The 13,663-nt window shown below is 66.2% G+C and carries 8 protein-coding genes and 1 pseudogene; 7 read left to right on the forward strand and 2 right to left on the reverse strand.

Features of this window, described 5'->3' with window-relative positions:
- The first annotated feature begins 26 nt into the window (after window positions 1-26).
- The 3 genes from rpoC to K8940_RS03510 all read left to right on the forward strand — a co-directional run bounded on the left by rpoC (window position 27) and on the right by K8940_RS03510 (window position 8,072).
- Window positions 27-4,217 (forward strand): DNA-directed RNA polymerase subunit beta', encoded by a 4,191-nt coding sequence (gene rpoC, locus K8940_RS03500; protein WP_223393154.1) that lies wholly within the window; start codon window positions 27-29, stop codon window positions 4,215-4,217.
- 311 nt (window positions 4,218-4,528) lie between these two features.
- Complete coding sequence (locus K8940_RS03505) at window positions 4,529-6,328, forward strand: methyl-accepting chemotaxis protein (RefSeq protein WP_223393155.1); 1,800 nt, start codon at window positions 4,529-4,531, stop codon at window positions 6,326-6,328.
- Window positions 6,329-6,446: 118 nt separating this feature from the next.
- A complete protein-coding gene (locus tag K8940_RS03510; RefSeq protein WP_223393156.1) occupies window positions 6,447-8,072 on the forward strand; it encodes a hypothetical protein in 1,626 nt (541 codons plus the stop codon).
- 39 nt (window positions 8,073-8,111) lie between these two features.
- Here K8940_RS03510 and K8940_RS03515 read toward each other — a convergent pair whose 3' ends face one another.
- Together K8940_RS03515 and K8940_RS03520 are read right to left on the reverse strand one after the other, a co-directional pair.
- Window positions 8,112-8,840, reverse strand: a complete 729-nt coding sequence (locus tag K8940_RS03515; protein ID WP_223393157.1) for a hypothetical protein — start codon at window positions 8,838-8,840, stop codon at window positions 8,112-8,114.
- 176 nt (window positions 8,841-9,016) lie between these two features.
- Window positions 9,017-9,262, reverse strand: a pseudogene (locus K8940_RS03520) (hypothetical protein).
- Between the two features lie 23 nt (window positions 9,263-9,285).
- Between K8940_RS03520 and rpsL the strand changes: the two are divergent.
- The 4 genes from rpsL (at window position 9,286) to tuf (ending at window position 13,588) form a co-directional block, all read left to right on the forward strand.
- Window positions 9,286-9,657: a 30S ribosomal protein S12 gene (rpsL, locus tag K8940_RS03525; RefSeq protein WP_004624021.1), complete on the forward strand. Its 372-nt coding sequence runs from the start codon at window positions 9,286-9,288 to the stop codon at window positions 9,655-9,657.
- A gap of 13 nt (window positions 9,658-9,670) precedes the next feature.
- Entirely contained in the window at window positions 9,671-10,144 is a 474-nt protein-coding gene (gene rpsG, locus K8940_RS03530; RefSeq protein ID WP_058350130.1) for a 30S ribosomal protein S7, read from the forward strand.
- A gap of 116 nt (window positions 10,145-10,260) precedes the next feature.
- Entirely contained in the window at window positions 10,261-12,339 is a 2,079-nt protein-coding gene (fusA, locus tag K8940_RS03535; protein WP_223393158.1) for an elongation factor G, read from the forward strand.
- 58 nt (window positions 12,340-12,397) lie between these two features.
- The gene (gene tuf / locus K8940_RS03540; protein WP_099445748.1) at window positions 12,398-13,588 is read left to right on the forward strand and encodes an elongation factor Tu; all 1,191 of its coding nucleotides are present in this window, start codon (window positions 12,398-12,400) and stop codon (window positions 13,586-13,588) included.
- Window positions 13,589-13,663: the final 75 nt, after the last annotated feature.

A 13,663-nucleotide genomic window follows, 5' to 3' on the forward strand; every position in this document is an offset into this window, starting at 1 on the left:
GGGTAGTCCCCGCAGAAGGAACCAAGATGAACCAGGAAGTCCTGAACATCTTCAATCCGGTCCAGGCCGCTCCGACCTTCGACCAGATCCGTATCTCGCTGGCCTCGCCGGAAAAGATCCGTTCGTGGTCGTTCGGCGAGATCAAGAAGCCCGAGACCATCAACTACCGCACGTTCAAGCCCGAGCGTGACGGCCTGTTCTGCGCCCGTATCTTTGGCCCGACCAAGGACTACGAATGCCTGTGCGGCAAGTACAAGCGCATGAAGTACAAGGGCATCATCTGCGAAAAGTGCGGTGTTGAAGTCACCCTCGCCCGCGTCCGTCGCGAGCGCATGGGCCACATCGAACTGGCCTCGCCGGTCGCCCATATCTGGTTCCTGAAGTCGCTGCCCTCGCGCATCGCCATGATGCTCGACATGCCGCTGAAGGACATCGAGCGCGTCCTGTACTTCGAATACTACATCGTCACCGAGCCGGGCCTGACGCCTCTGAAGCAGCACCAGCTGCTGTCGGAAGACGACTACATGCGCGCCCAGGAAGAGTACGGCGACGACAGCTTCACCGCCGAGATCGGCGCGGAAGCCATCCAGAACCTGCTGAAGGCCATCGACCTCGAGAAAGAGGCCGAGCGTCTGCGCGAGGAACTGTCCGGCACCGTCTCGGACATGAAGCAGAAGAAGTTTTCGAAGCGCCTGAAGATCCTGGAAGCCTTCCAGGAGTCGGGCAACCGTCCCGAGTGGATGGTGCTGACGGTCGTTCCGGTCATCCCGCCGGAACTGCGTCCGCTGGTGCCGCTGGACGGCGGCCGCTTCGCGACCTCGGACCTGAACGACCTGTATCGCCGGGTCATCAACCGTAACAACCGCCTGAAGCGCCTGATCGAGCTGCGCGCGCCCGACATCATCATCCGCAACGAAAAGCGGATGCTGCAGGAGTCGGTCGACGCCCTGTTCGACAACGGCCGTCGCGGTCGCGTCATCACGGGCGCCAACAAGCGTCCGCTGAAGTCGCTGGCCGACATGCTGAAGGGCAAGCAAGGTCGCTTCCGTCAGAACCTGCTGGGCAAGCGCGTCGACTATTCGGGCCGTTCGGTCATCGTCGTCGGTCCCGAGCTGAAGCTGCACGAGTGCGGCCTGCCCAAGAAGATGGCGCTGGAGCTGTTCAAGCCGTTCATCTACGCGCGCCTGGACGCCAAGGGCCTGTCGGGCACCGTCAAGCAATCCAAGCGCATGGTCGAGCGCGAGCAGCCGCAGGTGTGGGACATCCTCGAAGAGGTGATCCGCGAGCACCCGGTGCTGCTGAACCGCGCCCCGACCCTGCACCGTCTGGGCATCCAGGCGTTCGAGCCGAAGCTGATCGAGGGCAAGGCCATCCAGCTGCACCCGCTGGTCTGCGCCGCGTTCAACGCCGACTTCGACGGCGATCAGATGGCCGTGCACGTCCCGCTGAGCCTGGAAGCTCAGCTGGAAGCGCGCGTCCTGATGATGTCGACCAACAACATCCTGTCGCCCGCCAACGGTCGCCCGATCATCGTGCCGTCGCAGGACATCGTCCTGGGCCTGTACTACCTGTCGGTCGCCCGCGAGGGTGAGCCGGGCGAAGGCAAGATCTTCGCCGACCTGGGTGAAATCGAAGCCGCCATGGACGCCGGCGTCGTCTCGCTGCACGCCAAGATCAAGGCGCGCCACACCGAGATGAACGCCGACGGTCAGCTGGTCCGCAAGGTGATCGACACCACGCCGGGCCGCATGAAGATCGCCGCCCTGCTGCCGCAGCACCCCCAGATCGGCCACCGCCTGATCGAAAAGGCGCTGACCAAGAAGGAAATCGGCAATCTGATCGACATCGTCTACCGCCACTGCGGTCAGAAGGCGACGGTCATCTTCGCCGACAAGGTCATGGGTCTGGGCTTCAAGGAAGCCGCCAAGGCGGGCATCTCGTTCGGCAAGGACGACATCATCATCCCGGTCCGCAAGACCGTGATCGTGGAAGAGACCCGCAAGCTGGCCGAGGAGTACGAGCAACAGTACGCCGACGGCCTGATCACCAAGGGCGAGAAGTACAACAAGGTCGTTGACGCCTGGGCCAAGGCCACCGACCGCGTCGCCGACGAGATGATGGCCGAGCTTCAGATGAAGCATAAGGACGAGAACGGTCGCGAGAAGGAAATCAACGCCATCTACATGATGGCCCACTCCGGCGCCCGTGGTTCGCAAGCCCAGATGAAGCAGCTGGGCGGCATGCGCGGCCTGATGGCCAAGCCCTCCGGCGAGATCATCGAGACCCCGATCGTCTCGAACTTCAAGGAAGGCCTGACCGTTCAGGAGTACTTCAACTCCACCCACGGCGCCCGTAAGGGTCTGGCCGACACGGCGCTGAAGACCGCCAACTCGGGTTACCTGACCCGTCGTCTGGTCGACGTCGCGCAGGACTGCATCATTGTCGAGGAAGACTGCGGCACCACGCGGGGCATCACCCTACGCGCCGTCGTCGAGGGCGGCGACGTGCTGGTCTCGCTGGGCACCCGCGTCCTGGGCCGCTTCACGGCCGAGGACGTCAAGGATCCGGGCACCGGCGAGCTGGTCGTTCCGGCCGACACCTATATCGACGAGAACATCGCCGACGCCATCGAGGCGGCCGTGGTGCAGTCGGTGAAGGTCCGCTCGGTCCTGACCTGCGAAGCCAAGGTCGGCGTCTGCGGCGCCTGCTACGGCCGCGACCTGGCCCGCGGCACCCCGGTGAACATCGGCGAAGCGGTCGGCGTCATCGCCGCCCAGTCGATCGGTGAGCCCGGCACGCAGCTGACCATGCGTACGTTCCACATCGGCGGCACCGCCCAGGTGGCCGAGCAGTCGTTCTTCGAAGCCAGCAACGAGGGTACGGTCCGCGTGATCGGCCCGACCGTTGTCGGCGCGGACGGCGCGCTGGTCATCATGAGCCGCAACACCTCGGTCAGCGTGCTGGTCGACGGCAAGGAGCGCGAAACCTACAAGCCGCCGTACGGCGCCCGCCTGCGGGTCAAGGACGGCGACACGGTCAAGCGCGGCCAGCGCCTCGGCGATTGGGACCCCTACACCACCCCGATCATCACCGAAGTGGCCGGCCGCATCCGCGCCGAAGACCTGGTGGATGGCCTGTCCATCCGCGAGGAAGTCGACGAAGCGACCGGTATCGCCCAGCGCGTGGTCGCCGACTGGCGCACCTCGGCCCGGGGTTCGGACCTGCGTCCGGGCATGGGCGTGCTGGCCGAAGACGGCTCGTACAAGCGTCTGTCGAACGGCGGCGAGGCTCGCTACCTCCTGTCGGCCGGCGCCATTCTGTCGGTCGCCGACGGCGACGAGGTGAAGCCGGGTGAGGTCATCGCCCGTATTCCGACCGAAGGCGCCAAGACGCGGGACATCACCGGTGGTCTGCCGCGCGTCGCCGAACTCTTCGAAGCCCGCCGTCCGAAGGACTGCGCGGTCATCGCGGAAATGGACGGTCGTGTCGAATTCGGCAAGGATTACAAGAACAAGCGCCGGATCAAGATCACGCCGGACGTCGACGCCGACGGCAACCAGCCCGAGGCGGTCGAGTTCCTGATCCCGAAGGGCAAGCACATCGCCGTCCACGACGGGGACTACATCACCAAGGGCGAGTACATCATCGACGGCAACCCGGATCCGCACGACATCCTGCGCATCCTGGGCGTCGAAGCCCTGGCGAACTTCCTCGTCGACGAGATCCAGGAGGTCTATCGACTGCAAGGCGTGCCGATCAACGACAAGCACATCGAGACGATCGTTCGTCAGATGCTGCAGAAGGTCGAGATCCTCGAGCCGGGCGACACGGGCCTCATCAAGGGCGACCACCTGGACAAGCCCGAGTTCGACCGCGAACAGGACAAGGCGATCGCCCGCGGCGGCCGTCCGGCTGTGACCCAGCCGGTGCTGCTCGGCATCACCAAGGCCTCGCTGCAGACCAAGAGCTTCATCTCGGCCGCCTCGTTCCAGGAAACGACGCGCGTCCTGACCGAAGCCTCGGTGCACGGCAAGACCGACACCCTGGAAGGCCTGAAGGAAAACGTCATCGTGGGTCGCCTGATCCCCGCCGGTACGGGTTCCTACCTGCGCAGCCTGCAGCGCGTCGCCGCCAAGCGCGACGAGCAGCTGGCCCAGCAGCGCGAAGAAGCGATGGAGCCGCTGCCGGCCGAGATCGCGCTTTCGGACGCCGAATAGGCGTCCGAGACAAAGGAAAAGTCGGACGCCGAATAGGCTTCGGCTTAAGAGCGAATACGGAAAGGCCCGGGAGCGATCCCGGGCCTTTTCTTGCTCATACGCGCTTGATGAGGGCTTCACGGCAGGCGTTGGCTGTCCGCCAAAGACACGGGCCGTCCAGCGGCGAGGGCCGGAGCGACGCTGAAACGCAATTGTCTGCGTCAGAATGTCGCGATCGCTGCGCCGCAGCATTTTGAAACAGCGTTATTAATCCGAGCTTTAGCTATGTGACGCAAAGGAAAGCTTGATCTAGATCAAATTTCGGACCCGCCATGCGCGCCAGCATCTCCACAAAGGTCAGCCTGACCATCGCCTTGGCCTTCCTGGTCCTGACCCTCGCGGTTCTCGGGATTGTGGCCAAGAGCTCGCTGGACTTCGCCCGCCGTCAGGCGACGCAGGCGCAGGAATCCAGCATGCGGGTGGCCTGGGACGTGATCGGCGAGCGGGGCAAGAGCTTCCGCCGCGAAGGCGACCAGTTGCTGGTCGGCGACCACGCCGTGAACGGCGACTTTGACGGCGTCGACCGAGTGAAGACCCTGGTCGGCGGGACCGCCACCGTCTTCATGGGCGACAAGCGCGTCACCACCAACGTCACCAAGCCGGACGGCTCGCGCGCCGTCGGCACCAGCCTGGCCAAGGGGCCCGTCTATGACGCCGTGCTAGGCCGGGGCGAATCCTATCGTGGCGAAGCCAAGATCCTGGGGCGACCGTTCTTCGTCGCCTATGACCCCATCAAGGACGCCGGGGGCCAAGTGATCGGCGTCATGTATGTCGGCGTGCCGCAAGCGGACTATTTCGCGCCCGTGTATCGTCAGCTGACCGTCCTGGCCCTGGCCTGCGTGCTGCTGGGCGCGGCCGGCGCGGGCGCCTCGGTGCTGATGACCCGCCGCCAGCTGTCGCCGCTGGCGACCCTGCGCGACGCCATGAGCCGCCTGATGGGCGGCGACCTGGCCGTCAGCCTGCCGTTCGCCGGCCGGGCCGACGATATCGGCCTGATGGCCGACGCCGTGCACCAGTTCCGTGACGCCGCCCTGGAAAAGAACCGCATCGCCGCCGAGGCCGCCGCCCATCGCGAGGCCTCGGAAGCCGAACGCGACGCCGCCGGCGCCGACAGCGCCCGCCGCTCGTCCGAGCAGGCCCAGGTGGTCCGCCGCCTGGCCGAGAGCCTGCACAGCCTGTCGGCCGGCGACCTGACCGTGCGCCTGACCGAACCCTTCGCCCAGGACTACGAGGGCCTGCGCGCCGACTTCAACCGCGCCGTCGAGGGCCTGGAAGGCGCCATGGCCTCCGTCGTCTCGGCCGTGTCGGGCCTGAACAGCGGGGCCAGCGGCATCGCCTCGGCCGCCGACGACCTGTCGCGCCGCAGCGAGCAGCAGGCCGCCAGCCTGGAAGAGACCGCCGCCGCCCTCGACGAGATCACCGCCACCGTCCGGAGGACGGCTGACGGCGCCAAGGAGGCCCACCGCGCCGTGGGCGACGCTCAGGCCGAAGCCGGTCGCAGCCGCGAGGTCGTCGCCTCGGCCGTCGAGGCCATCGGCGGCATCGAGGCCTCGTCCCGCCAGGTGGCCCAGATCATCGGCGTGATCGACGAGATCGCCTTCCAGACCAACCTCCTGGCCCTGAACGCCGGCGTCGAAGCGGCCCGGGCGGGTGAAGCCGGTCGCGGCTTCGCCGTCGTCGCCCAGGAAGTGCGGGCCCTGGCCCAGCGCTCGGCCGAAGCGGCCAAGGAGATCAAGATCCACATCGCCGACTCCGAACGCCAGGTGGGGGCGGGCGTGTCGCTGGTCGGCGCGGCCGGCGAGACCCTGCAGCGCATCGCCGGCCAGGTCGGCGCGATCAGCAGCGTGATCACCGAGATCGCCGCCTCGGCCCAGGAACAGGCCGCCGGTCTTTCGCAGGTCAACACCGCCGTCAACCAGATGGACCAGGGCACCCAGCACACCACGGCCATGGCCAGCCGCTCGGCGTCTTCCAGCCAGTCGCTGCTGGACGAGGTGCGGGGTCTGGCCGAGCTGGTCCAGCGCTTCCGCGTCGGCGGCGGCGCGGCTCGGGACGTCCGCCGGGCGGCCTGAGGCCTCCCCGGCCCGATCCACCTTGGGTGGGCGGGCGCAACCACGCCTTGATCCGATGAACGTCGCCATAGTAGACCCCCGGCATCGCGGGGGCGCGATCGCTTACGGAGTTCAGTAAGTGTTGAGTCCAGTCCACCGCGTCGGCGCAGGTTCGCCGGTCGCGGGACGCTGCCGGCCGCCCAGCGTGAAATCGGCCGCCATCACCGCCTTGGTCCTGATCCTGTCGACGCCCTTCGCGGCGCACGCCGAGGACGGCGCCAAGGAACCCAGCCGAACCTTCGGCGAAACCCCGCTGACCGACGCCGACGACGCCGTCACCAACGACAAGACCGTCGACCTGGTCGACAGCGTCGACTTCGGCGGCGGAACCAACACCTTGACCAACAACGGCGTCATCACGGTCGGCGCCACCGCCACGGCGCCGGTCCAGGTCTCGCTGCTGCGCCTGGAGGCCCTGAGGAACACGGGCCTGGTGGATCTGCGCAACGGCCACGGCGGCGACGTCCTGACCTTGTCGGGCGACTACAACGGCTCGGGCAAGGCCCGCCTGGGGCTGGATGTCGGGCCCACCGGCGTCGATCGCCTGGTCGTCGGCGACGTCGCCAACGGCAAGACCGCCGTCGTGCTGGGCGGCCTGTCGGCCAAGACCGCCGTGCTGACCGGCGACAAGGGCCCGGTGCTGATCCAGGCCGGCGCCGGTTCGACCAAGGACGCCTTCCATGTCGAGAACGCCGAGATCGGCTTCATCCGCTACAGCCTGGTCCAGGATGCGGGAACGACGGTCAGCTATCGCCTGAAGGGCGTGGCCGGCCAGCGGGCCTACGAGATGCTGAAGGTCTCCGAAGGCGCCAGGGACGTCTGGCGCCAGTCGGCGGACGCCTGGAGCGCTCATGTGGCCAGCCTGCGCGACGCCGACAGCGACGCGGACGGCGCGGGCGTGTGGGGCCAAGCCTTCGGCGGCCGCCTGGATCGCGACGACAAGATCGCCGCGCCCGACCGGCCGGTGTTCATCGACTACCGCCAAACCACCTATGGCGGGCAGATGGGGGCGGACCTGATCAACGCCGGCTTGGATGGCGGCCGGGTCCTGCTGGGCGTGACCGGCGGTTACGCCGATGCGCGCCTGCGCTTCAGCGGCGTCGGCGGACAGGAGGCCAAGCTGCGGGTCGCCAATCTGGGCGGCTATCTGGCCCTGACGAGGGGCGGCTACTTCCTGAACGCCCTGGCCAAGGTCGACCGCCAGTCGATCAAGGTCAGCAATGGCCCGGACGCCATCGACCTCGACTTCGACGGGACCGCCTACGGCGCCCAGGTCGAGGCTGGCAGCCGGTCCGAGGGCGACGGCCTGGTCTACGAGAAGCTGCTGAGCATCAACTATGTCAGCGCGCGGCTCGACGACGTGGACGTCTTCGCGCAACGGCTGGATTTCGACAGCGCGACTGGCTTCGTGGCCAAGGCCGGCGTGCGGGGCGCGCTGCGAAGCGACGCCCTGGGCGGGGTGTTCACTTCGTACGGCGCGGCCTTCGTCGTCCACGACTTCACGGTCAAGAACGGCCTGGATCTGGTCAGCGCCGACCAGGTCGAGCATCTGTCCCGCGACGGCGGCCGCACCTTCGGCCAACTGACCGTGGGGCTGAGCTATAGCGCCGGCGGGGCGATGCTCACCTTCCTGGAAGCCTCCGGCGAGAAGGGCGGCAGCCGTTCGGGCGGGACCCTGCGTTTCGGGACGCGGATCGGCTTCTAGCCATGGCGGCCGCCGGGTCTTCCACGGCCCGGCGGCCGTCTACGGCTGCTTCTTCCGCAGCTCCAGGAACTTGCGGGCCCGGTCCTCGCTGTCCTTCTCCCTGCGGATCTGGTCGACGACGGACTGGCGTGGATTGCCCAAGCCGTCCTGCTCGGCGCCCAGGACGAAGGGGATCTCCTTCATCGTGCCGGGGTGGGTCCTGCTGCGATGGTCGACGCCGGGCGCCATCGGGGCGTCGAGATAGTCCTTGTAGGCCCGCAGAGCCGCACCCTGGGCCTCCAGCGCGCGGCGCTTGTCGGCGTCCATGCCGCCCAACGGATCGCCCTTGGGCTTGGCGGCGCCGAAGCGCTCGTCGCACTTCTCGCGTTCGCGGCGGTTGAGGCCTACGGCGTCGGCGCTGATGCAGCCGGTGCTGGTCCGCAGGGCTGTGCGCAGATCGCCCGCACCCTCGCCGGGCAGCGGGGCGGGGCGCATGGCCGTTCCCGGCCTCGCGATCCCTGCGGCGGGGACGCTCAATATCGGAACACCAGGCGGCGCGGGCCGAGCCGGCGCGCGGATCTGGAACGGCAGGACAGGGGAGGGCGCGCTGGCCGCCGAGGCCGGCGCCGGGCGCGGCTGGGGCTGTTCGTCCTGGCGCGGCCGGACTAGCTCCACCGTCACAGTCGGCAGGTCGTCGGCGGTCAGGGCCTCCAGAAGCGGCGGAACGGGCAGGGCCAGCCAGGCCAGCAGAACCACGTGCAGCAGCAGCGAGCCGGCGAGAATCGTCACCCTCCGGCGGTCGCGTCCGCTGATCCTCACGCTGACGCTCACCCGTCCTCCAGCCCGCCCTTGGCCCTTGCTCGCCTCATCCCCACATGGCGAGGCGAGGGGCGCAAACAAGATGCTCCATCCCAGCGTGAGCCTGTACAGCTTGCGGTGGCGAAAACGGGGCCGGAATTTGGGCCTTAAGGCGGCGTTAACCGACGCGGGAACAGGCGGTTGACGTTCGGCCCCTTCGCGAGTAAATACCGCGCTCTTTTTCGAGGCGTGCGTTCGCGTGCGTCCTGATGAGCTTCCGTTCTTTTGGCGGAGAACCCGTCGGTGTGCTTCCCGCGCCCCGGCGAGTTTCGTGTTTATCGGGTCTCCAAGCGGAGCCTTGAACCAAGAACAACAAAGACAAGGACCTGAAGCGCTTCGGCCGAAAGGCACACGCTTCCATCAGAGCAGAGACTTAATGCCTACCATTAACCAGCTCATCCGTAAGCCGCGCTCCCCGAAGCCGGTCCGGAACAAGGTGCCGGCCCTGAAGGGCTGCCCCCAACGTCGCGGCGTTTGCACGCGCGTCTACACCACGACCCCGAAGAAGCCGAACTCGGCTCTGCGTAAGGTCGCCAAGGTCCGTCTGACCACCGGCATCGAAGCCGTGTGCTACATCCCGGGCGAAGGCCACAACCTGCAGGAGCACTCGGTGGTGCTCATCCGCGGCGGCCGCGTCAAGGACTTGCCCGGCGTCCGTTATCACATCCTGCGCGGCGTCCTCGACACCCAAGGTGTCAAGGATCGTAAGCAGCGTCGTTCGCTCTACGGCGCCAAGCGTCCGAAGTAAGGAATAGAAGAAGATGTCCCGCCGCCGTCGCGCCGAGAAACGCCAAGTCCTGCCGGATCCCAAGTTTGGGGATCTGATCGTCACGAAGTTCATGAACTATGTGATGTACGAGGGCAAAAAAGCTGTCGCCGAAAACATCATCTATGGTGCTTTCGACATCCTGGAAGCCAAGCGCAAGGACCAAGGTCCGCTTGAAACCTTCCACTCCGCTCTGGACAACGTCGCCCCGGCGATCGAAGTCCGGTCGCGTCGCGTTGGCGGCGCCACCTACCAAGTGCCGGTTGAAGTCCGTCCGGACCGTCGCCGCGCCCTGGCCATCCGTTGGCTGGTGACCGCCGCTCGCAAGCGTGGCGAAAACACCATGACCGAAAAGCTGGCCGGTGAGCTGCTCGACGCCTCGAACAACCGCGGCACCGCCGTGAAGAAGCGCGAAGACACCCACAAGATGGCTGAAGCCAACCGGGCGTTCTCGCACTATCGCTGGTAAGCTTTTCGCGACCAGCACTCTTTCAGGCGCGGGCGGTTTGCGATAAACCGCCCGCGCCGCACGTTTAATCCCGGTCGTGTCCGTTCTGGGCCGCCCCGTTTCGCAGAGCGATCGCTATGCCCCGCACGCATAAAATCGAAGACTACCGCAACTTCGGCATCATGGCCCACATCGACGCGGGCAAGACGACGACGACCGAGCGGATCCTGTATTACACCGGTAAGTCCCACAAGATCGGCGAAGTCCACGACGGCGCCGCGACCATGGACTGGATGGAGCAGGAACAAGAGCGCGGCATCACGATCACCTCGGCCGCGACGACCGCGTTCTGGCAAGAAAAGCGCCTGAACATCATCGACACCCCCGGGCACGTCGACTTCACCATCGAAGTCGAGCGCAGCCTGCGCGTCCTCGACGGCGCCGTGACGGTGCTGGACGGCAACGCCGGCGTCGAGCCGCAGACCGAAACCGTCTGGCGCCAGGCCGACAAGTACAAGGTTCCGCGGATCGTGTTCGTCAACAAGATGGACAAGATCGGCGCTGACTTCGACAAGTCGGTCGAGTCGATCCGCGACCGTCTGGGCGCCAAGGCCGTGCCGATCCAGTTCCCCATCGGTTCGGAATCGAACCTGAAGGGTCTCGTCGACCTGGTCCGCATGAAGGCCGTGGTCTGGGACAATGACGGCCTGGGCGCGACCTATCGCGACGAAGAAATCCCCGCCGACCTGCTGGACAAGGCCGTCGAGGCCCGCGCCTACCTGGTCGAGAACGCCGTCGAACTCGACGACGAAGCCATGGAAGCTTACCTGGGCGGTGAAGAGCCGTCGGAAGCCACCATCAAGAAGTGCATCCGCAAGGCCGTGCTGACCGGCGCCTTCTATCCGATCCTCTGCGGCTCGGCCTTCAAGAACAAGGGCGTGCAGCCCCTGCTCGACGCCGTCGTCGACTACCTGCCCTCGCCGGTGGACATCCCGCCGACCAAGGGCATCGACTTCAAGACCGAAGAAGAAGTCACCCGCAAGGCCTCGGACGAAGAGCCGCTGTCGGTTCTGGCGTTCAAGATCATGGACGACCCCTTCGTCGGTTCGCTGACCTTCTGCCGCATCTACTCGGGCAAGCTGGAAACCGGCATGTCGCTGCTGAACTCGACGCGCGACAAGCGCGAGCGCGTCGGCCGCATGCTGCTGATGCACAGCAACAACCGCGAAGACATCAAGGAAGCCTATGCCGGCGACATCGTCGCCCTGGCCGGCCTGAAGGAAACCCGCACGGGCGACACCCTGTGCGATCCCCTGAAGGCCCCGGTCATTCTGGAGCGCATGGAATTCCCGGCCCCGGTCATCGAGATCGCCGTCGAGCCCAAGTCGAAGGCCGACCAGGAAAAGCTGGGCGTCGCCCTGCAGAAGCTGGCCGCCGAGGATCCGTCCTTCACCGTCTCGACCGACTTCGAAAGCGGCCAGACGATCCTGAAGGGCATGGGCGAACTGCACCTGGACATCAAGATCGACATCCTGAAGCGCACCTACAAGGTCGAGGCCAACATCGGCGCGCCGCAGGTGGCCTATCGCGAAAGCCTGGGTAAGAAGGTCGACATCGACTACACCCACAAGAAGCAAACCGGCGGTACGGGCCAGTTCGCTCGCGTCATGATCACGTTCGAGCCGGGCGAGCCGGGTTCGGGCTTCGTGTTCGAAAGCGCGATCGTCGGCGGCGCGGTGCCGAAGGAATACATCCCCGGCGTCCAGAAGGGCCTGGAATCGGTCAAGGACAGCGGCCTGCTGGCCGGCTTCCCGCTGATCGACTTCAAGGCGACCCTGACGGACGGCAAGTACCACGACGTCGACTCGTCGGTCCTGGCCTTCGAAATCGCCTCGCGCGCCGCCTTCAAGGAGCTGCGCGAAAAGGGCGCTCCGAAGCTGCTCGAGCCGATCATGAAGGTCGAGGTCGTGACGCCGGAAGAATACCTGGGCTCGGTCATCGGCGATCTGAACAGCCGCCGTGGCATGATCCAGGGGCAGGACATGCGCGGCAACGCCACGGTGGTGAACGCCTTCGTGCCGCTGGCCAACATGTTCGGCTATGTGAACACGCTGCGGGGCATGTCCCAGGGCCGCGCCCAGTTCAGCATGGTCTACGATCACTACGAGCCGGTGCCGCAACACGTCGCCGACGAAGTGATCAAGAAGTACGCCTAACTAAGAACCCCAGAAGTCCAACCATTGAAGGCCCCGCTGGGGTCCTGGAGCTAAGAAGATGGCCAAGGAAAAGTTCGAACGTAACAAGCCGCACTGCAACATCGGCACCATCGGTCACGTTGACCATGGCAAGACGACGCTGACGGCCGCGATCACGATCGTGCTGGCGAAGACCGGCGGCGCGACCGCCAAGAACTACGCCGACATCGACGCCGCGCCGGAAGAAAAGGCCCGCGGCATCACGATCAACACCGCGCACGTCGAGTACGAGACGCAGAACCGTCACTACGCGCACGTCGACTGCCCCGGCCACGCCGACTACGTGAAGAACATGATCACGGGCGCCGCCCAGATGGACGGCGCGATCCTGGTCGTGTCGGCCGCCGACGGCCCGATGCCGCAGACCCGCGAGCACATCCTGCTGGCCCGTCAGGTCGGCGTGCCGGCCCTGGTCGTGTTCATGAACAAGGTCGACATGGTCGACGACGAAGAGCTGCTGGAGCTCGTCGAAATGGAAGTGCGCGAGCTGCTCAGCTCGTACCAGTTCCCGGGCGACGATATCCCGATCACCAAGGGTTCGGCCCTGGCCGCCGTCGAAGGCCGTGATCCGGCCATCGGCGAAGACCGCATCCTCGAGCTGATGACCTCGGTCGACACCTACATCCCGCAGCCGGAACGTCCGGTCGACCTGCCGTTCCTGATGCCGGTCGAAGACGTGTTCTCGATCTCGGGCCGCGGCACCGTGGTCACCGGTCGCGTCGAGCGCGGCATCGTGAAGGTCGGCGAAGAAGTCGAAATCGTCGGCATCCGTCCGGTCCAGAAGACGACCTGCACGGGCGTCGAAATGTTCCGCAAGCTGCTGGACCAAGGTCAAGCCGGCGACAACGTGGGCGTGCTGCTGCGCGGCACCAAGCGTGAAGACGTCGAGCGCGGCCAAGTGCTGTGCAAGCCGGGTTCGATCACGCCGCACACCAAGTTCGTGGCCGAAGCCTACATCCTGACCAAGGAAGAAGGCGGCCGTCACACCCCGTTCTTCACCAACTACCGTCCGCAGTTCTACTTCCGCACCACGGACGTCACCGGCATCATCAAGCTGCGCGAAGGCGTGGAAATGATCATGCCGGGCGACAACGCCGAGCTGGACGTCGAGCTGATCACCCCGATCGCCATGGAAGAGAAGCTGCGCTTCGCCATCCGTGAAGGCGGCCGCACCGTCGGCGCCGGCGTCGTCGCGAAAATCGTTGAATAACGATTTTCACGACCATGCTTGATGGCCAGAAGCGCATGCGCTTCTGGCGCGCCAAGATCGTCGAGTAATCCTCGA

It is taken from the genome of Caulobacter segnis (assembly GCF_019931575.1).
In the GTDB taxonomy this organism is placed as follows: Bacteria; Pseudomonadota; Alphaproteobacteria; order Caulobacterales; family Caulobacteraceae; genus Caulobacter; species Caulobacter segnis_C.

What these genes read in the sequence shown, in the direction of transcription:
- rpsL (WP_004624021.1), top strand. Translation starts at nt 9,286, where the DNA reads ATGCCTACCATTAACCAGCTCATCCGTAAGCCGCGCTCCCCGAAGCCG.
- rpsG (WP_058350130.1), top strand. Translation starts at nt 9,671, where the DNA reads ATGTCCCGCCGCCGTCGCGCCGAGAAACGCCAAGTCCTGCCGGATCCC.
- fusA (WP_223393158.1), top strand. Translation starts at nt 10,261, where the DNA reads ATGCCCCGCACGCATAAAATCGAAGACTACCGCAACTTCGGCATCATG.
- tuf (WP_099445748.1), top strand. Translation starts at nt 12,398, where the DNA reads ATGGCCAAGGAAAAGTTCGAACGTAACAAGCCGCACTGCAACATCGGC.
- K8940_RS03505 (WP_223393155.1), top strand. Translation starts at nt 4,529, where the DNA reads ATGCGCGCCAGCATCTCCACAAAGGTCAGCCTGACCATCGCCTTGGCC.
- rpoC (WP_223393154.1), top strand. Translation starts at nt 27, where the DNA reads ATGAACCAGGAAGTCCTGAACATCTTCAATCCGGTCCAGGCCGCTCCG.